The following is a 20,919-nucleotide window of genomic DNA, read 5'->3' as shown; positions in this document are numbered from 1 at the left end:
TCAGCCGCCGATCGCGTGCGCGCCGCCGTCGACGTGCACGATCTCGCCGGTGGTGGCGGGGAACCAGTCGGACATGAGCGCCACGCACGCCTTGGCGGCCGGGACGGTGTCGGTGAGGTCCCAGCCCAGCGGCGAGCGCTCGGGCCAGCTCTCCTCGAACTCCTTGAAGCCCGGGATCGACTTGGCGGCCATCGTGCGCAGCGGCCCGGCCGAGACCAGATTGACCCGGATGTTGTGCTTGCCCAGGTCGCGGGCGAGGTAGCGGCTGCACGACTCGAGGCCTGCCTTGGCCACGCCCATCCAGTCGTAGACCGGCCAGGCCTTGGACGCGTCGAAGTCGAGGCCGACGACCGCGCCGCCCTCCTTCATCAGCGGCAGGCAGGCCACGGCCAGCGACTTGAAGGAGTACGTGGAGACCTGCAGGGCGGTGGCGACGTCCTCCCACGGCGTGTTGAGGAAGTTGCCGCCGAGGGCGCTCTGCGGCGCGAACCCGATGGAGTGCACGACGCCGTCGAGCCCGTCGACGTGCTCGCCCACGCGGGCGGCCAGCGTGTCGAGCTGGTCGGTGTCCTGGACGTCGAGCTCCAGCACCGGCGGGGTCTGGGGCAGCCGCTTGGCGATGCGCTCGACCAGGCTCAGCCGGCCGAACCCGGTGAGCACCACCGTGGCGCCCTCCTCCTGGGCCAGCTTGGCCACCGAGAAGGCGATGGAGGCGTCGGTGAGCACGCCGGTCACGAGGATCCGCTTGCCTTCGAGAATTCCCACGTCAGTGCCCCATTCCGAGTCCGCCGTCGACCGGGATCACGGCCCCGGTGATGTACGAGGCGTCGTCGCCGGCCAGGAAGCGGACGACGCGCGCGATCTCCGCGGGGGCGGCCTGCCGCCCCAGCGGGATGTTCTTGACGATGGCCTCCTGGTCGAGGCCGGCCGTCATGTCGGTGGCCACGAAGCCGGGCGCGACCACGTTGACGGTGATGTTGCGCGAGCCGTACTCGCGGGCCAGTGAGCGGGCGAAGCCGACCAGGCCGGCCTTGGAGGCGGCGTAGTTGGCCTGGCCCGCCTGGCCGGACAGGCCGACCACGGAGGAGATGAGGATGATGCGGCCGCGCTTGATCTTCATCATCGGCCTGATGGCGCGCTTGGCCACGCGGTAGGCCCCGGTCAGGTTGGCGTCGATGACGTCGGTGAAGGTCTCCTCCTTCATCATCGCCAGCAGGGTGTCCTTGGTGATGCCCGCGTTGGAGACGAGGACCTCGACCGGCCCCTGCTCGGCCTCGACCTTGTCGAAGGCGGCCTCGACCTCGGCCGTGCTGGTGACGTCGCAGCGGACGCCGAACAGGCCCTCCGGCGGCTCCCCCGATCGGTAGGTGACCGCGACGGCGTCGCCGGCCGCGGCGAGTTCACGGGCGATCGCGAGGCCTATGCCGCGATTGCCTCCGGTGACGAGTACAGAGCGTGCCATGGCATCTGACGCTATCTCTTACTGGCGAGTATCCGCTTGTCCGGGTGGTACAAGATCACAGGGTTAGGATCGTGGACATGCGCCAGATCGATCCCGATTTCCTGGAACTGCCGCTGCGGCAGCTCGCGGACGCGGCCCTGCAACGCGCCCGCGACCTCGGCGCCGAGCACGCCGACTTCCGGCTCGAACGCGTCAGGGCCGAGACGCTGCGCCTGTACGACGCCCGCCTCGAAGGCGCGCTCGACGCCGACGACCTCGGCTACGCCGTCCGTGTCGTCAAGGGCGGCACATGGGGGTTCGCGGCCGGCATCCACCTGACCCCGCAGGCCGCCGCGGCCGTGGCCGAGCAGGCGGTGCGGGTGGCCGAGGTGAGCGCGCCGGTCAACCGGGAGCCCATCGAGCTGGCGCCCGAGCCGGTGCACTCCGACGTGGTGTGGGTCTCCGACTACGACGTCGACCCGTTCGACGTGCCCTCCGCCGACAAGGTGGGGCTGCTGGCCGAGTGGTCGGCGGGGCTGCTCAAGGGCGCCGACCACGTCTCGGCGCGGCTGCTGCAGGTCAAGGAGCAGAAGTTCTACGCCGACACCGCCGGCACCGTGACCACGCAGCAGCGCGTGCGGGTGCACCCGTCGCTCAACGCGATGAAGGCGCACGAGGGCGGCTTCGACGACATGTCCACGATCGCGCCGCCGGTCGGCCGCGGCTACGAGTACCTGACCGGCACGGGCTGGGACTGGCCGGCCGAGCTGGGCCGGCTGCCCGAGTTGCTGGCCGAGAAGCTGGCCGCGCCCTCGGTCGAGGCGGGCGACTACGACCTGGTGATCGACCCGTCCAACCTGTGGCTGACGATCCACGAGTCGATCGGCCACGCCACCGAGCTCGACCGCGCCCTGGGCTACGAGGCCGCCTACGCCGGCACCAGCTTCGCCACCTTCGACCAGCTCGGCGAGCTGGTCTACGGCTCGCCGCTGATGAACGTCACCGGCGACCGCACGGTCACCCACGGCCTGGCCACGGTCGGCTACGACGACGAGGGCGTGCGGGGGCAGAGCTTCGACATCGTCAAGGACGGCGTGCTGGTGGGCTACCAGCTCGACCGGCGGATGGCGCTGATGAAGGGGTTCGGGCGCTCCAACGGGTGCGCGTTCGCCGACTCCCCCGGCCACATGCCGATCCAGCGCATGGCGAACGTGTCGCTGGCCGCCGCGCCCGACGGGCCCTCCACCGAGGAGCTGATCGCGGGCGTGGAGCGTGGCCTGTACATCGTGGGCGACAAGAGCTGGTCGATCGACATGCAGCGGTACAACTTCCAGTTCACCGGGCAGCGGGCGTACCGGATCTCGCACGGGAAACTGGCCGGGCAGGTCAGAGACTTCGCCTACCAGGCCACCACGACCGATTTCTGGCAGTCGATGGACGGCGTCGGCGGGCCGGGCACGTACGTGCTGGGCGGCGCCTTCAACTGCGGCAAGGGCCAGCCGGGGCAGGTCGCGCCGGTCAGCCACGGATGCCCGTCGGCGCTGTTCAGGGGCGTGCGCGTGCTCAACACGGTGCAGGAGGGCGGCAAGTGACTACTCCGCAGGAGATGGTGGAGAGGGCTCTGGAGCTCTCCGCGAACGACGGCTGCGTGGTGCTGGTGGACGAGGGCTCCACGGCCAACCTGCGCTTCGCGGGCAACACGCTGACCACCAACGGCGTGGCCCGGTCGTCCCGGCTGACCGTGATCTCGGTGGCCGGGCAGGGCGTGGGGGTGGTCTCGCGCTCGGCCGTGCGCGCCGACCAGCTCCCCGACGTGGTCGCGGCGGCCGACCGGGCGGCCCGCGAGGCCCGGCCGGCCGAGGACGCGCGCCCGCTGGTCGAGGGCGGCCCGGCCGCGCCCGGCTGGGACGACGAGGTGCGGCCGACCGACATCGGGGTGTTCGAGCGGTTCGCGCCCGCGCTCGGCGAGGCGTTCTCGGCCGCCGAGTCCGGCGACAGGAAGCTCTACGGCTTCGCCGAGCACTCCCTCACCTCGACCTTCCTCGGCACCTCCACCGGCGTGCGGCTGCGGCACGACCAGCCGACCGGCCGCCTCGAGCTCAACGCCAAGTCCGGCGACCTGAAGCGGTCGGCCTGGACCGGCGTGTCCACCGAGGACTTCGCCGACGTCGACGTGGCCGCGCTCGGCGCCTCGCTGGCCCAGCGCCTCGAGTGGGCCAAGACCCGGGTCGACCTGCCCGCGGGCCGCTACGAGACGCTGCTGCCGCCGAGCGCGGTGGCAGACCTGATGATCTACCTGTTCTGGTCCTCGGGCGCCAGGGACGCGCTCGACGGCCGTTCGGTGTTCTCCGGGCCGGGCGGCGGCACGCGGGTGGGCGAGCAGCTCGCCACGCTGCCGATCACGCTGTCCAGCGACCCCCGGGCCGCGGGCATCTCGTGCGCGCCGTTCGTCACGGCGCACGCCTCCAGCCGCGACAGCTCGGTGTTCGACAACGGGCTGCCGCTGGGCCCGACCGACTGGATCAGGGACGGCCGCCTGGAGTCGCTGCTCCAGACGCGCTACTCGGCCGAGCTGAGCGGGCTGCCGGTGACGCCCGGCATCGACAACCTGGTCATGTCCGGCCCGGCGGAGGGCGCCCGTTCGCTGGAGGAGATGATCGCCTCCACGCGGCGCGGGCTGCTCGTCACGTGCCTGTGGTACATCCGCGCGGTCGATCCTCAGACGCTGCTGGTCACGGGCCTCACCCGCGACGGCGTCTACCTGGTGGAGCACGGCGAGGTCGTCGGCGAGGTGAACAACTTCCGGTTCAACGAGAGCCCGGTCGACCTGCTGGGGCGCGTCACGGAGGTGGGGGCGGCCGAGCGCACGCTGCCCCGCGAGTGGAACGACTACTTCCAGCGCACGGTGATGCCGCCGGTGCGGGTGCCGGACTTCAACATGTCGACGGTCAGCCAGGCGAGCTGACCCCGCCGTCCGTCACGGCCCGTACGTCACGGCCGTACGCGCCCGCCGTCCCGCGATCGAGCGGGGCGGCGGGCGTCGTCGTGCCGGCGGCCGTCCTGGAGGCCCCCAGCGTGCCGCAGGGCGGGCCGGGGACGGGACGGGTGTCAGTGTGCCGGGGCGCCGGCCCCGGGCCGTCCGGGGACGGTCAGGAGTCCTCCAGGCGGAAGCCCACCTTCATGCCCACCTGGTAGTGCGCGATCTCGCCTCCGTCGAGGTGGCCGCGGATCTCGGTGACCTCGAACCAGTCCAGGTGGCGCAGGGTCTGCGAGGCCCGCTGGAGGCCGTTGCGGATGGCCTGGTCAAGGCTCTCCCCCGACGTGCCGACTATCTCAGTGACCCGATACGTTCGATCCGTCATCTCCCCATCCTCCTTACTCGAAGGCCATGATCGCATGACCCTCCTCATCGCCCGGCCGCGCCGTCGCGCCCTGCCCGTACGAGGTCTACCGTGGAAGGTATGAAGGGGTGGCGCAAGAAGCCGGACGTCCACCAGGTCACCGACGCCAGACCCTCGCTCACAGCGGACATCCGCAAGCGTGAGGTCGCCTACCTGATCAAGATGGGCATCCGGACGATCTGCCTGATCCTGGCGGTCGTGGTGCCGGTGCCGTGGCCGTACCGGCTGCTGTTCATCGCCGGGGCAGTGTTTTTGCCATACATTGCCGTAATCGGGGCCAATGAGCGCAGCGAGGGCGCGCCGCCGCCCCACTTTCAGTCCCCCGAGGCTAACCAAACCGAGATACCGCTGCATCGACGCGAGATCGGGTCGTGACTAAGTCTTGACGCATCCCATGGGTTGTAGGTGTACGCTTTAGGCAAGCGCTCCGGTCCCCCGTCGGAGTGCTGGTGCCGGCGTTCCGGGCCCCCGTCGGAACGCCGATGAAGCGACGCCGGGTGGTTTGCCCCCGTAACCACCCGGCGTCGCCCTTTTCCTGGCCAGCCCTTTGCATTGGACGATCAGTCCCCCGTGCCGGCCGGAGTCCGATAGGACCGCTTTCCCGAAATCGTTTACACCGGCCTCCTCCTCGTAATTCACAGGAAATCTGGAGGAAGCGGTCGGCTTGACTTCAAGAGTTCGTTCGAGTGTCAGCCGTCAGTCAGCGTCTCGGTGGTCGCCTGCTCCCAGTTCTTCGCCAATGTGATCAATCTGGCCACGGCGTCCTCAGGGGCACTTCCGGCCCCCTGGGCCAGCCCGAGCAGGTAGGCGGTGAGCGGCGCGGCGGGCCTGGCCACCCCGTGGGCGACCTCCTTGGTCAGGTCGAGGACCAGGTCGCGGTCCACCCGGGCGGGGTCGACGCCCAGCTCCCTGCACACCAGCGCCGTCCACTCGGCGAGTACGTTCATGCGAGCCTCCTTCAGGTCGTCCATCGTGTCGCAGTCGAACCACGGCCGGCCCGGCGAGGCCAGCCGCGTTCCGGTCAGGGGGCCGAGCAGGCCCTTGAGTGACCGCCCGGTGTAGGCGTCGAGCGCCGCCCGCAGCTCCGGCACCGGCCAGGCGCCGACGAGCCACTGCTCGCGGCCGTCGTCGTCGACCATGACCGCCCCCGCCCCGGGACGGGCCGCCGCCAGCAGCTCCCGCACGTGCGCGGCCGTCAGGAACGGCAGGTCGCCGGCGAGCAGCACCAGCCACGGCGCGTCGACCTCGCGCAGCCCGGCGGCCAGCGCGGGGACGGGCCCGCCGCCCGGCGGTTCCTCCCGGGTGAAGACGACCCCGGGCAGCTCCCGGCGCGGACCGACGACGACCGTGCGGCGCGCGCCGGACGCCGCCGCGACCACGCGCTCGACCAGCGGACGGCCGCCGACGGCCAGGCCGGGCTTGTCCGCGCCGCCCAGGCGGCGGGCCGCCCCCCGGCCAGGATCACCGCGTCGAAGGGCACCTCAGCCGCCGATGGCCGACATCGGCCTGGACGGCTGGAGGAAGGACGGGTCGTCGATGCCGTGCCCGGCGCGCTTGCGGGCGACCGCGGCGACCCAGCGGGCGGCCAGGTCGTCGTCGGAGGCGCCCGCGCGCATGGCGGTCTTGAGGTCGGACTCCTCGGTGGCGAACAGGCAGTTGCGCACCTGGCCGTCGGCGGTGAGCCGGACCCGGTCGCAGGCGCCGCAGAACGGGCGCGTCACCGAGCCGATCACCCCGACCCGGGCCGGGCCGCCGTCGACCAGGAACCGCTCGGCCGGGGCGCTGCCGCGCTGCTCCAGGTCGTCGGGCGTCAGCTCGAACGCGGCCGAGAGGCGTTCGAGGATCTCGTCGGCGGTGATCATGCCTTCGCGGGTCCAGCCGTGCTGGGCGTCGAGCGGCATCTGCTCGATGAAGCGCAGCTCGTAGCCGCGGTCGAGGCAGAAGCGCAGCAGCGGCACGGCCTCGTGGTCGTTGACGCCGCGCATGAGCACCGCGTTGACCTTGACCGGGCGCAGGCCCGCCGCGTCTGCGGCGGCCAGCCCCGCGATGACGTCGGCGTGCCGGTCGCGGTGGGCGAGCTGCTTGAACGTGGCCGGGTCGAGCGTGTCGAGCGAGACGTTGACCCGGTCGAGGCCGGCCCGCGCCAGCGGCTCGGCCACCCGGGCCAGGCCGATGCCGTTGGTGGTGAGCAGCACCTGGGGACGCGGGTCGAGGGCGGTGGTGCGGGCGACGATGTCGACCAGCTCGCGCCGGAGCAGCGGCTCGCCGCCGGTGTAGCGCACCTCGGTGATGCCCAGCCGCTCGACGCCGACGCGCACCAGCCGGACGATCTCGTCGGCCGTCAGCAACTGGGCCTTGGGCAGCCAGTCGAGCCCTTCGGGCGGCATGCAGTACGTGCAGCGCAGATTGCACTTGTCCGTGAGGGACACCCGCAGATCCGTGGCCACCCGTCCGAACGAGTCTCGCAACATGGGGCGTCACCTCCTGTCCGTTTCGCCAGAGAGCCAGACTACGACGGGTGTCGCGCGGCTCTCAAAACCGCCTGCCTCTCTCCTGGCAGGCAACGCGCCGCGCCTGTGATCGATTCCGCGAAGGGGCCGCCGGGACGGGCCCGTCAGGGGTGGGCGGCGTGCCAGGACTCGCGGGCGTCGATGAGCTCCGACAGGTGCCGCCTGGACCACTCGCAGCCGGCCGCCATGGGGGCGAGCAGGCTGCGGCCGAGAGGGGTCAGCGCGTACTCGACGCGGGGCGGGATCTCGGCGTAGGCCGTGCGGGTGAGCAGGCCGTCGCGTTCCATGGCGCGCAGGGACTCGGTGAGGACCTTCGGGGTGATGCCGCGCAGCGGGACCTGCAGCTCGGTGAAGCGTCTCGGGCCCTGCTCCAGACAGCGGATGATCTTGGCGGTCCACTTGTCGCCGACGCGGACGGGGGTGACGTGGACACAGGCGGCGAACATGTCGGGGTCAAGGGGTTCGGCCATGGCGTCCATGCTAGGCGGCGGGGGCTCACTATCGTTGCGGGAAGTGACCTCAGGGCGTCTACCGTCTGCCGGGCGCGGCCGGGTGTGCCGGCCGCCGGACGGAGTGGTGGACGATGAGCAGGATCGTGGTTTTCGGCGGCGGCGGACGGGCCGGCGCGCGGGTGGTCGGGCAGGCCCTGGAGCGGGGGCACGAGGTGACGGCCGTGGTGCGCGACCCGGCCCGGTACGCGGGGCCGTCCGGCGACGGCGTGCGCGTGGTCGCCGGGGACGTGACCGACCGGGAGAGCGTGGCGGCGGTCGCGGCGGGGCACGACGTGGCGGTGCAGGCGAGCGTCCGGCTGGACGTGCCGTCCGCGGAGTTCTACACGGCGGCGGCGCGGGCGCTGACCGGCGGGCTGGCCGGGGCAGGTGTGCCCCGGCTGGTGGCGCTGGGCATCGGCACCCTGCTGGAGGTCGCGCCTGGGACGCGGCTGGTGGACACCCCCGGCTTCCCCGAGGACGCCCGGACGTTCTCCCTCGGGCACGCCGCCGAGCTGGAGGTGTTCCGCGAGGATGGCGGAGCGCTGGACTGGGTGGTGATCGCGCCGCCGCCGGTGGTGCTCGACGACCGGGCGGAGCGCAGCGGGCGGCACCGGTTCGGCGGGGACCAGGTCATGGCCGCCGAGGAGGGCGGGCCGGTGTTCTCCTACGCCGATCTGGCGGCGGCGGTGCTGGCGGAGATCGAGGACCCGCGGCACCACCGGGTGCAGGTCGCCGTGGGGTACTGACGGCGACGACAGGCCCGGAAAAGGCCTGGAGCGGCCCGTGAAACGCGCAGAACGGGCCCGGAAAAGGGACGGAACGGGCCCGGACATGCCGGAAGCCCGGCCTCGCGGCCGGGCTTCCGCCGGGTGGTGCTAGTGGCGGCGGCCGCCGTAGACCTTCACCCAGTCCTTGCCCTCGGAGGGGGCCAGGTACCTGGAGCCCTCGAAGACGGCGCGCCAGGTGCCCGAGGTGTAGGCCCGCTCGGTGGTGCGGAAGGAGCCGTCCCGGCTGGTCCGCACCGACTCGACGTAGTCCCACTTGTCGCTGCCGTCGGCCTGGAAGAGGATCACGACCCGCTTCCACGCCAGACGGTGCCAGCGCTCGCTGTCCTTGCAGTAGTCGGCGTGGTGCACCGCGACGAACCCGCTGATGTAGTCCTCGTCGCAGGACACCGACAGCTTGCCCTGGATGTCGAGGGCCCTGCCGCGCCGCGCCGGCTCGGGGTTGACGTCGAGCTGGAGGCTCGTGCTCCCGCCCTCGAAGTCGGGATCGGGGTCCGTGTCCGCCAGGGCGGGCGCGGCGGCGGTGGCCACCATCGTGGCGCCCAGAGCGGCCGCGGCCAGTCCGGCGGCTAGACGTCGCATCATCAAAACAAATTCCTTCCCCGTCTCGGACGCGCCCCAGGGACGGGGCACGTCAACGCCTAATGACGCGTCAGGGTAAAGAAAAGTTGCGATACGACAGATCACGATTGAATAACGACAAATACCTCGACAGCTTTTTGTGCGTGTTTTATAACACTAACTGGCGATTTGTCGGGGTTTAGTGGTGTATGGCGCGTAGTGGGGGTTTCCGGGGAAGTGTACCCGCCACAGGCCGCCCCTCCTGGACGGCACCGTCTGCACGAACGCCCCGGCCGCGTCGGTCGTCGTCTCGGCCACGTCCTCCCAGGTCGGCGAGCCCTCCTCGCGCCACTGGAGCCGCAGCCGCTGCTTGGCGTACGGCCCGAAGTCGGTGAAGCCGCGCGGGTCGATCCTGGTCAGCGAGCCGCGCAGCCGTACGCCGCCGGCGGACTTCGGCGACCTCTCCACCCGGACGGACGACAACCTGGTCGCCCTCCTGAGCTCGAAGGAGGCGTATTCGGTGACCGTGGCGCCGTCCGCGTCCCGGGCGGTGGCGCTGATCGTCCAGGTGCCGGTCGGGTAGAAGCGGTTCAGCTTCTTGTCGGGCAGGAAACGCCAGGTCTGCCAGTCGGCCGCCATCCGGGCCGCCCCCTCTCGCCACACCAGCCGGGGCGGCGGCGTGCCCGTGGACGGGGCCTTCTGCAGGTCGATCCGAGGATCGGCGGCGACCGTCAGGGGCAGCGGCATCAGGGCTCGCAGGCCCTCGCCCGGGCCGCCGGAGGCCGGATCCGCGTACGCGCTCCCCGGCGCGACGGCGGCCGGGCCGGGCAGCGACGCCGAAGATCCGGAGGGCCCGGCGGACTCGGCGGATTCAGCGGGCGCCGAGAACGACCCGGGCTCAGAGGACGTCCCAGGCATCGAGGACGTCCCGGGCATCGAGGACGAGGCGGACGACGGCGGCCCGGAAAGGGCCGGCGGCTGGAGGCCGGGTTCGGCGGCGGGCGGGAGATCGGTGGTGTCCTCGACCGGGGGCTTGGCCGACAGCAGCGGGCCGGGCGGGGCGCCGGGCTCCACCTTGACGGTGACGCCGTTCTTGCCGCGCGCGCCCCGCGCGATCACGTCGATCACCAGGCTCACGGAGTCGTGGGCCCCGACGACCGGGTTCGCGGGCCGTACGGTGATGGCGCGGATGGCGAGCTCGGTCGCGGCGGGATACGCAGGCACGGGCGCCGTGAGCGACCCCGCCGCGAGCGAGACGAGAAGGAGGCTTCTGGTCATGAGCGAGACGCTAGGAACCGCCCGGTCATGACCAGGACCGCGACACGCACCCCTTATGGCAAAGCCGACGGGGCCGACGGGGCCGCAGGTCAGCGCGCGTCGCCGTAGAGGGACTCGATGATGTCGGCGTACTTGGCGTGGATGACGCGCCGCTTCAGCTTCAGGCTCGGGGTGAGCTCCTCGGTCTCGGCGGTCCACTCGGTGCCGAGCAGGGCCCACCGCTTGACCTGCTGCACCCTGGCCAGCCTGGCGTTGGCGGCCTCGACGGCGGCCGAGACCTCCTTGAGGACGTCGGGGTGCTCGGCCAGTTCGGCCAGGGAGGTGAAGCCGATGCCGCGGGCCTGCGCCCATCCCGGCGCCGTCTCGCCGTCGAGGGTCAGGACGGCCACCGGGTGCGGGCGGTTGTCGCCGTAGGCGAGGGCCTGGCCGATGAGCAGGTGCTCCTTGAGGTGGTTCTCGATCTCGGCGGGCGAGACGTTCTCGCCGCCGGCGGTGATGATGAGCTCCTTCTTGCGGTCGACGACGCGGTAGAAGCCGTCGTCGTCGACCGTGCCGATGTCGCCGGTGTGCAGCCAGCCGTCGTCGTCGAGGAGTTCGGCGGTGGCCTCGGGGCGGTTGAGGTAGCCGCCGGTGTTGAGCGGGCTGCGGGTGAGGATCTCGCCGTCCTCGGCGATGCGGACCTCGACGCCGGGCTCGGCCCTGCCGACGGTGCCCAGGCGGTAGCAGAAGGGGCTGTTGCCGGTGAAGGCGCCGGTGGTCTCGGTCATGCCGTAGACGTCGATGACCTTGAGGCCGAGGCCGGCGTAGAAGTGCTGGACCTCGGCGGGCAGGGGGGCGGCGCCGGTCGCGGTCCACTCGGCGCGGTCGAAGCCGATCATGCCGCGGACGACCGACAGCAGGGCCGCGTCGGCCTTGTCGTAGGCGGCCTGGATCTCGGGGGTGATCGTGCCGCCGTACTGGCCGGCCTCGACGTAGGCGGCGCCGGCGGCCATGGCCTCGCGTACGGCGGCCTGCTGCTCGGGCGGCTGCGTGGCGAGCACGGCCAGCAGCCGGGCCATCATCTTCTCCCACACGCGCGGCACCCCGAAGAACATCATCGGCCTGACCTGGCCGAGCGTGGCGCCGAGGTTGGCCAGGTCGGTGCAGAAGTGCACGTGCGACATCTTGACCAGCGGGAGGTAGAGGCTGAGGATGCGCTCGGCGATGTGGGCGTAGGTGAGGTAGGAGATCTGGGTGCCGTGCGTCGGCAGCGAGGTGATGCGGTCGGTGGCGGCGGCCTCGTAGAAGACGTTGGTGTGGGTGAGCGGCACGCCCTTGGGCATGCCGGTGGTGCCCGAGGTGTAGAGCACGGTGACGACGTCGCCGGCGGCCACCGCGCGGGCGCGGGCCTCGACGGCGGCCTCCTCCTCGGCCAGGCGGGCGCGGCCCAGGTCGAGGAAGTCGGCCCAGGACATGAACCGCTCGTCGTCGGGGGCGCCGTCGAGCATGATGATCCGGCGCAGGCCGTCGAGCCGGTCGAGCACCGGCTGCCAGCGGGCCAGCTCGGCGGGGCCGCCCAGCACGGCGAAGCGGGCGCCCACGTCGCCGGCCACGAACGCGATCTGGTCGGGCGCGAAGGTGGAGTAGACCGTGCAGCCCACGCCGCCGGCGTGCACGGCGCCGAGGTCGGCCAGCACGTGCTCGCTGCGGTTGACCATCATGATCGCGACGGACTCGCCGCGTTCCAGGCCGAGGGCGGCGAAGGCGGCCGCGATCTCCAGGATGCGCCGCCGCGCCTGGCCGTAGGTCAACGTCGTCCAGCCGCCGGAGCCGCCCGAGCCGTCGGGGGCGCCGGGGTCGGAGTACGCGGGCGCGTCGGGGTGCCGGGCGGCCACCTGCCTGAGCTGTTCGCAGACCGTGCGACCGGCGATCTCCCGCTCGATGTCGGCCCGTACGTCGAGGACTTCGGCCATGGCACCCGCCTCCAGTCAGTAATCACTTGCACAGGTGGCATGCATCGCACCACACCCTCTGGGCAGCGGCAAGACCCAGGCGGGAAACTGTCGGACCGGTCACGTAGAGTGATCGTCCAGGTGCCGTACGTGTCTCGGGAGGGCGTGCATGAGCAAGGGCGGAAGGACCTTCTTCGGGCATCCGTGGGGTTTGGCGACCCTGTTCTCCACGGAGATGTGGGAGCGCTTCAGCTGGTACGGCCTGCGGGCGATCCTGGCCACGTTCATGGCCGCCTCGCCCGCCCACAAGGGTCTCGGCATGTCGCAGGAGACCGCGCAGGCGGTGGTCGGCGTCTACGGGGCGCTGATCTACCTGGTGGCGCTGCCCGGCGGCTGGATCGCCGACCGCGTGCTCGGGGCGCGCAGGTCGGTGTTCTGGGGCGGGTTCGTCATCATGCTCGGCCACATCAGCATGGCGATCCCCGTGACGACCCCGTTCTTCGTCTGGCTCGGCCTGTTGCTCATCATCAGCGGCACGGGCCTGCTCAAGCCGAACATCTCGGTCATGGTCGGCCGCCTCTACGGCGAGGACGAGGACGGCCGCCGCGACGCCGGCTTCTCCCTGTTCTACCTGGGCATCAACCTGGGCGCCTTCTTCGCGCCCCTCGTCGTCGGCTGGCTGGCCGCCGGCGACCGCTGGCACCTGGGCTTCAGCGCCGCCGCGGTCGGCATGGCCCTCGGCCTGCTGCAGTACGTCTGGGGCGGCCGGAACCTGCGCGGCATCGGCGAGCGTCCCGGCGTGCGGCTGACGCCGCCCGAGCGCCGCCGGTTCGGCCGGGTGACCGGGGCGGGCGTGGCGGTGACCGCCGTCGCGCTCGGCGCGTGGGCGGCCACGGGCACGCTCACCATCGACCGCCTGGCGCTGGCGATCACGATCGTCATCCTGATCGTGCCGGTCGTCTACTTCGCCTACATCCTGCTGGGCAGCCACAGCCTCACCGACGAGGAGCGCAGCCGGATGAAGGCCTACATCTGGCTGTTCGTCGCGGCCGCGATCTTCTGGATGATCTACGACCTGGCGCCGAGCAAGCTGCTGTTCTTCGCCGCCGACCACACCCGGCTGGAGCTGTTCGGGGTGCCGATCCAGGCGGCGACGACGCAGTCGTTCAACCCGCTGTTCATCATGATCTTCGTGCCGGTGTTCGCGGCGTTGTGGGTGAAGCTCGGGGTGCGGGTGAGCACGCCGCAGAAGTTCGGGTTCGCGCTGGTCATGGTGGGGCTGAGCTTCGTGGTGATGGCGATCGCCGCCGGGCTGGCGACCGGCGGCCGGGTGTCGGTGTGGTGGCTGGTGCTGGTCTACCTGATCCAGGTGTTCGGCGAGCTGTCGCTGAGCCCGGTCGGGCTGTCGGTGACGACGAAGCTGGCGCCGGAGGCGTTCAAGGGGCAGATGCTGGGGATCTGGTTCATCGCGGTGTCGGTGGGCGACGCGGTCGGCGGCCAGACGGGGCGGCTCACCCACTACCTGTCCGACCCGATGTACTACCTGGTCCTGGCGATCATGGCGATCGCGGCCGGGGTGGCGATGTTCCTGTTCACCCGGAAGCTGCGGGTGCTCATGGCCGAGCACTACCATGCGGCGGCCATGCCGCCGATCCGGTAAAAACATCCAACGTGTCTGAAATTCTCGACCTTGTCGGTATTTTTGTCTTCGCACTGACCGGTGCGCTCATGGGTGTGCGCAAGCGGCTCGACGTGGTCGGGATGGGCGTCCTGGCCGAGATGACCGCGCTCGGCGGCGGCCTGGTCCGCGATCTCATTCTCAACGTGCGGCCGGCCGCCTTCCAGAGCCTGGGTTACGTGCTGGTTCCGGTGGCCGCCACGGTGATCGTCTTCTTCTGGCACCCGCACGTGGCCCGCGTGATGCCGGTCATCCTCGTGCTCGACGCGGCCGGCCTCGGCCTGTTCGCGGCCGTCGGCACCGAGAAGGCCCTGGAGTACGGCCTCAGCCCGCTGCACGCCACCATCCTCGGCGTCACGACGGCCGTCGGCGGCGGCGTGATCCGCGACGTGCTGGCCGGCGAGATCCCCACGCTGCTGTACGACCGCCAGCTCTACGCGGTGCCCGCCCTGCTGGGCTCGGCCGTGATGGCGGGCCTGTCCACGGCCGGGCTGCACGGCTGGCCGGCCACGCTCGCCGCCGCGCTGCTGGCCTTCGGCCTGCGCATCACCGCGATGCGCCGCAACTGGCGGGCGCCCCTGGCCAAGGGCGCCGAGGAGCCCTCCCTAGCCCCCCACCCCACCAGCACCCCTCCTGGCCCCGCACGCCACGCACGAGCGAGTCGCTCACACCATCGGCAGGAGCGAGTCGGGGTGGCGGCGGGCGCCGGTGGGGCCCTGGGAGCGGGCGCGGGCGATGCGGGCGACGGCGTCGGCCACGGTCTCGGGCGGCAGGGTGAACGGCAGGCGCAGGTAGCCCTCCAGGGTGCCTTCCAGGCCGAACCAGGGCCCGGGAGCCAGGCGCACGCCGTGGGAGACGGCGGCGTCGGCGAGCGTGGTGGAGGTGTCGCCGTTGAGCCGCATCCACAGCGTGCCGCCGCCGCGCGGCAGCGTGTACGTCCACTCCGGCAGGTGCCGGGCCAGCGCGGCGGTCAGCGCGTCCCGCGAGGCGCGCAGGCCGCGGCGGCGTTCGGCGCGGGTCTGCGCCATCCGCTCGAACAGGCGGGCGGTGACGAGTTGCTCCATGACCGGGCTGGAGATGTCGACGACCGCGCGGTGCCGGGCCAGCCGGCGGGCCAGGGCGGCCGTGGTGCGGATCCAGCCGATGCGCAGGCCGCCCCACCACAACTTGGACGCCGACCCGATGCTGATCACCCGGCTGTCGGTGTCGAAGGCGGCCATCGGCGCGGTGCGCGGCACGTCGTCCAGGGCCAGTTCGCCCCAGGTCTCGTCGACCAGCAGGATGACGTCGTTGCGGCGGGCCGCGCCGGCGACGGCGGCGCGGGTGGCGTCGTCCATGAGGGCGCCGGTGGGGTTGTGGAAGTCGGGCATGAGGTAGGCCAGGCGGGCGGCCGACTGCCGCATCGTGGCGGCCATCAGATCGGGCTGCCAGCCCTCGTGCGAGATGCCGAAGGGCACGATCCGGGCGCCGTGCTGGCGGGCCACGTCGATGGCGTGCGGGTAGGTCGGCGACTCGACCATGACGGGGTCGCCGGGGCCGATCAGCAGCCCGGCCACGAGCTGGATGGCGTGCTGGGAGCCGGTGGTGACGACGATCTGCTCCGGCCGGGTGGCCAGGCCGCGCTCGGTGTATCGGGCGGCGACGCGCTCGCGCAGGACCGGCAGGCCCATGGGGTCGTAGCCGTTGCCCATGCCGTACCTGGGCAGGTCGTCCAGGGCCTCGGCCATGGCCTCGCGCAGCGCGGACGGCGCGGGCGGGGCGGCGCAGTGGAGCTGGATCAGACCGTCGTCGCCGGTGGACAGCCAGGGGTTCTCGCGGGTGGTGGCCGGGTCGGGCAGGGTGGTCCAGCTTCCCGAGCCCTGCCTGCTGTCCAGGTAGCCGCGCTCGCGCAGCAGGTCGTAGGCGGAGGTGACGGTGGTGCGGCTGACGCCCAGGGTCTCGGCCAGGTGGCGTTCGGCGGGCATGCGCACGCGTACGGGGATCTGGCCGTCCATGATGAGCGCGCGCACGCCGTCGGCCAGGGCGCGGTAGTACGGGCGCGCGGCCGGATCGACGTCGACCAGCCGGGCCACCTGCGCAGCCGACAAATGCCTCATAAGGCCACTTTCCACGATTGGCCCTGTTTTGGCAACCATTGGCCTGCCACGATGAGGCCATCATGAGCGAAGCAACCGTCCCCCGCCTGAGTTCCCTCCCCTCCCGTCTCCTGCGCCTCTACGGCGGCCTGGCCCTGTACGGCGCCGGCATCGGGCTGCAGGTGGAGTCGGGCCTCGGCAACGACCCCTGGGACGTCTTCCACCAGGGCGTGGCCCTGCGGCTGGACGTGTCCATCGGCACCGTCATCATCGGCGTCGGCGCCCTGGTGATGCTGCTGTGGATCCCGCTGCGCCAGCGGCCCGGCCTCGGCACGATCAGCAACGTGGTGTTCCTCGGCCTGTTCGCCGACGCGGCGATCCTCCTGTTGCCCACGCCGTCCCACCTGGCCGTCCAGTCGCTGTACGTGGCGCTCGGCGTGGTCGCGATCGCGCTGGCCACCGTGCTCTACATCGGGGCCGGCATGGGCCCGGGACCGCGCGACGGCGTCATGACCGGCCTGGTGCGGCTCGGGCTGTCCGTGCGGCTGGCCCGGTTCCTCATCGAGCTCACCGTGCTGGCCGTGGGCTGGCTGCTCGGCGGCAGCGTCGGCGTCGGGACGCTCGTCTTCGCCCTCGCCATCGGCCCGCTGACCCAGTTGTTCACCCGCTGGTTCCCCTTGTCGTGATCCCGCCCCGGGTCCGTCCTGACGCGACAGGCCGGACCCGGCGCGGGATCACCCGCGCGCGAGTAGCGTCTTCGGCATGCGGATTGAGGACTACGCGCTGATCGGAGACATGCAGTCGGCCGCACTGGTGGCGAGGGACGGTTCCATCGACTGGCTCTGCCTGCCCAGGTTCGACTCCCCCTCGTGCTTCGCCGCCCTGCTCGGCAGCGAGCGCAACGGCCACTGGTGGCTGGGCCCGACGGCCCGGCGTCCGGCCACCCGGCGCCGCTACCGGCCTGACACGCTCATCCTGGAGAGCGAGTGGGACACCCCGACCGGCACGGTCCGGGTGGTCGACTTCATGCCCCCGCGCGACCGGAACCCCGACGTCGTGCGCATCGTCGAGGGGGTCTCGGGCAGCGTCGAGGTCTCCACCCAGCTGCGCGTGCGCTTCGACTACGGGCGCATCGTGCCGTGGGTGCGCCGGACGAACGGCCACCTGCAGGCCGTCGGCGGCCCCGACTCGGCGTGGCTGCACTCCCCCGTCCCGCTCAAGGGCGGCGACTACGCCCACCGGGCCACGTTCACCGTCGAGGCGGGCGACCGGCTGCCGTTCGTGTTCACCTGGCACCCCTCCCACGAGCCGATGCCGCCGCGCATCGACGCCGAGGAGCAGCTCGCCGAGACCGAGACCATGTGGACCGAGTGGGTCGGCAAGTGCGCCTACCAGGGCCCCTACCGGGAGGCGGTGACCCGGTCGCTGATCACGCTGAAGGGCCTGACGTACTCGCCGACCGGCGGCATCGTGGCCGCGCCCACCACGTCCCTGCCCGAGGACATCGGCGGCGTGCGCAACTGGGACTACCGGTTCTGCTGGCTGCGCGACGCCACGATGACGCTCGACGCGCTGATCAGCTCGGGCTATCTCGACGAGGCCGCCGACTGGCGTTCCTGGCTGCTGCGCACCATCGCCGGGCGTCCCCAGGACCTGCAGATCATGTACGGCGTCGCCGGCGAGCGCCGGCTGCCCGAGCTGCGCCTCGACTGGCTGGACGGCTACGAGGGCTCCCGCCCGGTCCGCATCGGCAACGAGGCGGTCCAGCAGCTCCAGCTCGACGTCTACGGCGAGGTGATGAACTGCCTGTACGTCTCCCGAACCCGCGGCCTGGCCGCCGACGAGCGCGCCTGGTCGATCCAGCGCCGGCTCCTCGACTACGTGGAGGAGCACTGGGACGAGCCCGACGAGGGCCTGTGGGAGGTGCGCGGCCCGCGCCGGCACTTCGTGCACTCCAAGGTGATGTGCTGGGTCGCCCTCGACCGGGCCGTCAAGTACGTCGAGAGCTTCGGCCGCACCGGCCCGGTCGACAGGTGGCGCGCGTTGCGCGACGCGATCCACGCCGAGATCTGCGACAAGGGCTTCGACCCCCACCGCAACACCTTCACCCAGTCGTACGGGTCGTCGGAGCTGGACGCGGCGCTGCTGATGATCCCGGTGGTGGGCTTCCTGCCGCCCGACGACCCCCGCGTGACCGGCACGGTGGCGGCGATCGAGAAGGAGCTCATGTCCGACGGGTTCGTCCTGCGTTACCCGCTGGCCGCCGACAACGACGTCGACGGCCTGCCCGGCGGTGAGGGCGCGTTCCTGGCGTGCAGCTTCTGGCTGGTGGAGGTGATGGCGATGCAGGGCCGCAAGGAGGAGGCGCGGGAGCTGTTCGAACGCCTGCTGGAGCTGCGCAACGACGTCGGGCTGCTGGCCGAGGAGTACGACCCGCGCTACGGGCGCCTGGTGGGCAACTTCCCGCAGGCGTTCAGTCACGTGCCCCTGATCCACGCCGCCCGCGCGCTGTCGCGGGCCTGACCCGGCGGGAACGGGTTTCCCCCACCGCGCCGAGTGGGACAAGACCTCGCATGGGTGAGGAATGGGACCTGGCGGTCGTGGGCGCGGGACCGGCGGGCTCGGCGGCGGCGCTGCGGGCCGTCCAGCTGCGTCCGGACCTGCGCGTGGTCCTGCTCGACCGGGCCGGCTTCCCCCGCGACAAGCCGTGCGGCGACGGCATCGCCGCGCACGGGCGCGACGAGCTGGACCGGCTGGGCCTGCCGGGCCTCATCGACGACTACCGGCCCACGCCCCGGCTGACCGTGGTCTCGCCGGGCGGGCTGCGCGTCTCGGCCGAGGCGGCCCGGCCCAACCACGTGGTGCCGCGCCGGGTGTTCGACGCGCGGCTGGTGGAGGCGGCCGGGGCCAGGGGCGTCGAGGTGCGCCGCCACCGCGTCAGGGAGCTGGCCCACGACGGGTCCTGGGTCGTCCTGGACGGGCGGCTGCGGGCCCGTGCGGTGGTGGCGGCCGACGGGGCCTACTCGGCGGTGCGCCGGCTGATCGGGCTGCCCGCGGCGGGCGAGCGGCACACCGCCCTGGCCGTGCGCGGCTACGCCGACGTGCCCGAGGCCGACGACGTGCAGCTCATCGCGATGCAGCGGGCGGGCTGGCCGGCCTACGCGTGGTCGTTCCCGATCGGCGACGGCACCGCGAACGTCGGGTTCGGCATGCTGCTGCCCCGGCTGCGGGCGGCGGGGGCGCCGGGCCGCCAGGTGCTGCACGGCAGGCTGGCCGAGCTGCTGCCCGACCGGCCCGCACGCGACCTGCGCGCCCATCACCTGCCGCTGTCGACCGGGCGGCCCGCGCCGGGCGCCGGGCGGGTGCTGCTCGCCGGGGACGCGGCGGGGCTGATCAACCCGCTGACCGGCGAGGGCATCTACTACGCGCTGCTGTCGGGGCGGCTGGCGGCCGAGGCGGTGGTCGAATCGGCGGGTGAGGCGGCGGGCGACCCGCTGGCGCGGTACCGGGCCAAGCTGCGCGGCGCGCTGGGGCGGCACCTGCGCACGACCGACGTGCTGGCCCGGCTGGCGCAGTCGCCGGGATTCATCGACGCGGCCATCGCGACCGCCGCGCGCCGCAAGGAGGTGTTCGACCTGCTGGTGGAGGTCGGGCTCGGGGCCGGGACGGTGCCCGCGCCGCTGGCCCTGGCGGTGGGCCTGCGCTGGCTGCGCGGCGCGGCGCGCCTGCCCCGCTGAACCACCGCCACGGCTCGCGCCGGGGAGTGCGGCGGCGCGGCTCAGGGCAGCGCCACGACTCAGGGCAGCGCCACGACTCAGGCCGTCAGGGCGGCGCCTCGGCTCAGGCCGTCAGGGCGGCGCCGTTGGCGAGCAGCAGGAGCACGTCCACGGCCGCCACGGCGACGGCGGTGACGAACGGCGCCCGCGCGGACCGGCCGGCCAGCACCGCTCCCCCGGCCGCGAGCAGCACCGCGGCCGCCATGGCCACCCACCCCGCCACGCCGGGGCCGCCCGCGGGCCCGAGGACGAGCAGGCAGGTGGCGGCCAGCAGCGGCACCGGCACCAGCACCCGGACGCGCGCCGCCCCCAGCCGCTGCGGCCACCCGCGCACGCCGGTCGCCAGGTCGCCCTCGATGTCGGGCAGCACGTTGGCCAGGTGTGCGCCCACGCCGAGCAGCGCCGCCGCCGCGACGGCCCACCACGCCGGCCACGGCTCCCCGGGCAGGCCCAGCGTCACGAACGCCGGCAACACCCCGAACCCGACGGCGTACGGCGCCCACGACAGGACGGTGGCCTTCAGGCCGAAGTCGTACCCCCAGGCCCCCAGCACGCCCACCAGGTGCGCCAGCCCCGCCGTACGGCCCGAGGCCAGCGAGAGCGGCACGCACAGGGCCAGCGCCGCCAGCGCGGCCACCCGCACGGCGGTCACGCTCACCGTGCCGTCGGCGGCCGGTTTGCCCGTGCGCCCGGCGGCGGCGTCGCGCCCTGCGTCGAGCGCGTCGTTGCACCAGCCGATCGACAACTGCCCGGCCAGCACGGCGGCGGCCACCAGGACGCAGCCCGCCGGGCCTCGGCCCGCCGCCACGGCCAGCGCGGTGACCAGGGCGGTCACGGCCACGGTCGGGCCCGGGTGGCAGGCCAGCGCCAGCGCGACGGCCGTACGGACCGGCCCGCCGCGCACGACGGCCGCGGGCACGGGATCCGGGTCGGTCACACGGTGATCGTAGACCGGAAGATCCGGGGCGAGAATTCCCACGCGCCGCGTATGG

Annotated in this window: 20 protein-coding genes and 1 pseudogene; 9 read left to right on the top strand and 12 right to left on the bottom strand. The window is 72.7% G+C overall.

What is annotated here, in order from left to right; translation table 11 throughout:
- The gene (gene fabI / locus ACNF49_RS23400; RefSeq protein WP_352327881.1) at positions 1-765 is read right to left on the bottom strand and encodes an enoyl-ACP reductase FabI; all 765 of its coding nucleotides are present in this window, start codon (positions 763-765) and stop codon (positions 1-3) included.
- Position 766: 1 nt separating this feature from the next.
- Positions 767-1,462 (bottom strand): beta-ketoacyl-ACP reductase, encoded by a 696-nt coding sequence (locus ACNF49_RS23395; protein WP_352363417.1) that lies wholly within the window; start codon positions 1,460-1,462, stop codon positions 767-769.
- Positions 1,463-1,539: 77 nt separating this feature from the next.
- Here ACNF49_RS23395 and ACNF49_RS23390 point away from each other — a divergent pair, with 77 nt between their 5' ends.
- Positions 1,540-3,033 carry a TldD/PmbA family protein gene (locus tag ACNF49_RS23390; RefSeq protein WP_357977211.1) on the top strand — a complete coding sequence of 498 codons (1,494 nt, stop codon included), beginning with the start codon at positions 1,540-1,542 and terminating at the stop codon, positions 3,031-3,033.
- 14 nt (positions 3,034-3,047) lie between these two features.
- On the top strand, positions 3,048-4,406 hold the full coding sequence (locus tag ACNF49_RS23385; RefSeq protein WP_482945572.1) for a metallopeptidase TldD-related protein: 1,359 nt from the start codon (positions 3,048-3,050) through the stop codon (positions 4,404-4,406).
- 184 nt (positions 4,407-4,590) lie between these two features.
- Here ACNF49_RS23385 and ACNF49_RS23380 read toward each other — a convergent pair whose 3' ends face one another.
- Positions 4,591-4,803, bottom strand: a complete 213-nt coding sequence (locus ACNF49_RS23380) for a dodecin (RefSeq protein WP_125642491.1) — start codon at positions 4,801-4,803, stop codon at positions 4,591-4,593.
- A 99-nt stretch (positions 4,804-4,902) separates the two neighbouring features.
- On the opposite strand from ACNF49_RS23380, the gene ACNF49_RS23375 reads away from it, so the two are divergent.
- Positions 4,903-5,217 carry a DUF3099 domain-containing protein gene (locus ACNF49_RS23375; RefSeq protein ID WP_357977208.1) on the top strand — a complete coding sequence of 105 codons (315 nt, stop codon included), beginning with the start codon at positions 4,903-4,905 and terminating at the stop codon, positions 5,215-5,217.
- A gap of 314 nt (positions 5,218-5,531) precedes the next feature.
- Here the strand turns inward: ACNF49_RS23375 and ACNF49_RS23370 are convergent, their stop codons facing one another.
- The 3 genes from ACNF49_RS23370 to ACNF49_RS23360 form a co-directional block, all read right to left on the bottom strand.
- On the bottom strand, positions 5,532-6,233 hold the full coding sequence (locus ACNF49_RS23370) for a DUF6457 domain-containing protein (RefSeq protein ID WP_482945571.1): 702 nt from the start codon (positions 6,231-6,233) through the stop codon (positions 5,532-5,534).
- Between the two features lie 90 nt (positions 6,234-6,323).
- Entirely contained in the window at positions 6,324-7,313 is a 990-nt protein-coding gene (gene moaA, locus ACNF49_RS23365) for a GTP 3',8-cyclase MoaA (protein WP_482944988.1), read from the bottom strand.
- Positions 7,314-7,456: 143 nt separating this feature from the next.
- Positions 7,457-7,822 carry a winged helix-turn-helix transcriptional regulator gene (locus ACNF49_RS23360; protein ID WP_357977199.1) on the bottom strand — a complete coding sequence of 122 codons (366 nt, stop codon included), beginning with the start codon at positions 7,820-7,822 and terminating at the stop codon, positions 7,457-7,459.
- A 113-nt stretch (positions 7,823-7,935) separates the two neighbouring features.
- Here ACNF49_RS23360 and ACNF49_RS23355 point away from each other — a divergent pair, with 113 nt between their 5' ends.
- Positions 7,936-8,589 carry an NAD(P)-dependent oxidoreductase gene (locus ACNF49_RS23355; protein WP_482944987.1) on the top strand — a complete coding sequence of 218 codons (654 nt, stop codon included), beginning with the start codon at positions 7,936-7,938 and terminating at the stop codon, positions 8,587-8,589.
- A gap of 129 nt (positions 8,590-8,718) precedes the next feature.
- On the opposite strand, the gene ACNF49_RS23350 is transcribed toward ACNF49_RS23355, so the two are convergent.
- From ACNF49_RS23350 to ACNF49_RS23340, 3 genes are all read right to left on the bottom strand, one after another.
- The gene (locus ACNF49_RS23350) at positions 8,719-9,213 is read right to left on the bottom strand and encodes a hypothetical protein (RefSeq protein ID WP_482944986.1); all 495 of its coding nucleotides are present in this window, start codon (positions 9,211-9,213) and stop codon (positions 8,719-8,721) included.
- A gap of 153 nt (positions 9,214-9,366) precedes the next feature.
- A complete protein-coding gene (locus ACNF49_RS23345) occupies positions 9,367-10,467 on the bottom strand; it encodes a hypothetical protein (protein WP_357977190.1) in 1,101 nt (366 codons plus the stop codon).
- Between the two features lie 89 nt (positions 10,468-10,556).
- Positions 10,557-12,419 (bottom strand): AMP-dependent synthetase/ligase, encoded by a 1,863-nt coding sequence (locus tag ACNF49_RS23340; RefSeq protein ID WP_482944985.1) that lies wholly within the window; start codon positions 12,417-12,419, stop codon positions 10,557-10,559.
- 148 nt (positions 12,420-12,567) lie between these two features.
- On the opposite strand from ACNF49_RS23340, the gene ACNF49_RS23335 reads away from it, so the two are divergent.
- Together ACNF49_RS23335 and ACNF49_RS23330 are read left to right on the top strand one after the other, a co-directional pair.
- On the top strand, positions 12,568-14,058 hold the full coding sequence (locus ACNF49_RS23335) for a peptide MFS transporter (protein ID WP_357977185.1): 1,491 nt from the start codon (positions 12,568-12,570) through the stop codon (positions 14,056-14,058).
- A 68-nt stretch (positions 14,059-14,126) separates the two neighbouring features.
- Positions 14,127-14,495: pseudogene (locus ACNF49_RS23330) on the top strand (trimeric intracellular cation channel family protein); the annotation flags it as partial.
- A 14-nt stretch (positions 14,496-14,509) separates the two neighbouring features.
- On the opposite strand, the gene ACNF49_RS23325 reads toward ACNF49_RS23330, so the two are convergent.
- Together ACNF49_RS23325 and yczR are read right to left on the bottom strand one after the other, a co-directional pair.
- Positions 14,510-14,698 carry a hypothetical protein gene (locus ACNF49_RS23325; protein WP_482944984.1) on the bottom strand — a complete coding sequence of 63 codons (189 nt, stop codon included), beginning with the start codon at positions 14,696-14,698 and terminating at the stop codon, positions 14,510-14,512.
- Positions 14,699-14,741: 43 nt separating this feature from the next.
- Entirely contained in the window at positions 14,742-16,172 is a 1,431-nt protein-coding gene (gene yczR / locus ACNF49_RS23320) for a MocR-like transcription factor YczR (protein ID WP_482944983.1), read from the bottom strand.
- A 62-nt stretch (positions 16,173-16,234) separates the two neighbouring features.
- Between yczR and yczE the strand changes: the two genes are divergently transcribed.
- The 3 genes from yczE to ACNF49_RS23305 all read left to right on the top strand — a co-directional run bounded on the left by yczE (position 16,235) and on the right by ACNF49_RS23305 (position 19,888).
- Positions 16,235-16,837, top strand: a complete 603-nt coding sequence (yczE, locus tag ACNF49_RS23315; RefSeq protein WP_357977176.1) for a membrane protein YczE — start codon at positions 16,235-16,237, stop codon at positions 16,835-16,837.
- A 76-nt stretch (positions 16,838-16,913) separates the two neighbouring features.
- Positions 16,914-18,674 carry a glycoside hydrolase family 15 protein gene (locus tag ACNF49_RS23310; RefSeq protein ID WP_482944982.1) on the top strand — a complete coding sequence of 587 codons (1,761 nt, stop codon included), beginning with the start codon at positions 16,914-16,916 and terminating at the stop codon, positions 18,672-18,674.
- 50 nt (positions 18,675-18,724) lie between these two features.
- Positions 18,725-19,888, top strand: coding sequence for an NAD(P)/FAD-dependent oxidoreductase (locus ACNF49_RS23305; protein ID WP_357977170.1), 1,164 nt, complete (start codon positions 18,725-18,727; stop codon positions 19,886-19,888).
- 103 nt (positions 19,889-19,991) lie between these two features.
- On the opposite strand, the gene ACNF49_RS23300 is transcribed toward ACNF49_RS23305, so the two are convergent.
- Positions 19,992-20,864: a UbiA family prenyltransferase gene (locus tag ACNF49_RS23300; protein ID WP_482944981.1), complete on the bottom strand. Its 873-nt coding sequence runs from the start codon at positions 20,862-20,864 to the stop codon at positions 19,992-19,994.
- Positions 20,865-20,919: the final 55 nt, after the last annotated feature.

It is taken from the genome of Actinomadura sp. ATCC 39365 (assembly GCF_054392275.1).
Note: the sequence above shows the minus strand (reverse complement) of the source record. Positions and strands in the feature narration are given on the sequence as shown.

Coding starts and splice junctions, on each gene's coding strand:
- ACNF49_RS23375 (WP_357977208.1), top strand. CDS start 4,903: ATGAAGGGGTGGCGCAAGAAGCCGGACGTCCACCAGGTCACCGACGCC.
- ACNF49_RS23360 (WP_357977199.1), bottom strand. CDS start 7,822: ATGGCCGAACCCCTTGACCCCGACATGTTCGCCGCCTGTGTCCACGTC.
- moaA (WP_482944988.1), bottom strand. CDS start 7,313: ATGTTGCGAGACTCGTTCGGACGGGTGGCCACGGATCTGCGGGTGTCC.
- ACNF49_RS23310 (WP_482944982.1), top strand. CDS start 16,914: ATGCGGATTGAGGACTACGCGCTGATCGGAGACATGCAGTCGGCCGCA.
- ACNF49_RS23385 (WP_482945572.1), top strand. CDS start 3,048: ATGGTGGAGAGGGCTCTGGAGCTCTCCGCGAACGACGGCTGCGTGGTG.
- ACNF49_RS23395 (WP_352363417.1), bottom strand. CDS start 1,462: ATGGCACGCTCTGTACTCGTCACCGGAGGCAATCGCGGCATAGGCCTC.
- yczR (WP_482944983.1), bottom strand. CDS start 16,172: ATGAGGCATTTGTCGGCTGCGCAGGTGGCCCGGCTGGTCGACGTCGAT.
- ACNF49_RS23390 (WP_357977211.1), top strand. CDS start 1,540: ATGCGCCAGATCGATCCCGATTTCCTGGAACTGCCGCTGCGGCAGCTC.
- ACNF49_RS23380 (WP_125642491.1), bottom strand. CDS start 4,803: ATGACGGATCGAACGTATCGGGTCACTGAGATAGTCGGCACGTCGGGG.
- ACNF49_RS23345 (WP_357977190.1), bottom strand. CDS start 10,467: ATGACCAGAAGCCTCCTTCTCGTCTCGCTCGCGGCGGGGTCGCTCACG.
- ACNF49_RS23335 (WP_357977185.1), top strand. CDS start 12,568: ATGAGCAAGGGCGGAAGGACCTTCTTCGGGCATCCGTGGGGTTTGGCG.
- ACNF49_RS23340 (WP_482944985.1), bottom strand. CDS start 12,419: ATGGCCGAAGTCCTCGACGTACGGGCCGACATCGAGCGGGAGATCGCC.
- ACNF49_RS23350 (WP_482944986.1), bottom strand. CDS start 9,213: ATGATGCGACGTCTAGCCGCCGGACTGGCCGCGGCCGCTCTGGGCGCC.
- ACNF49_RS23355 (WP_482944987.1), top strand. CDS start 7,936: ATGAGCAGGATCGTGGTTTTCGGCGGCGGCGGACGGGCCGGCGCGCGG.
- yczE (WP_357977176.1), top strand. CDS start 16,235: ATGAGCGAAGCAACCGTCCCCCGCCTGAGTTCCCTCCCCTCCCGTCTC.
- ACNF49_RS23305 (WP_357977170.1), top strand. CDS start 18,725: ATGGGTGAGGAATGGGACCTGGCGGTCGTGGGCGCGGGACCGGCGGGC.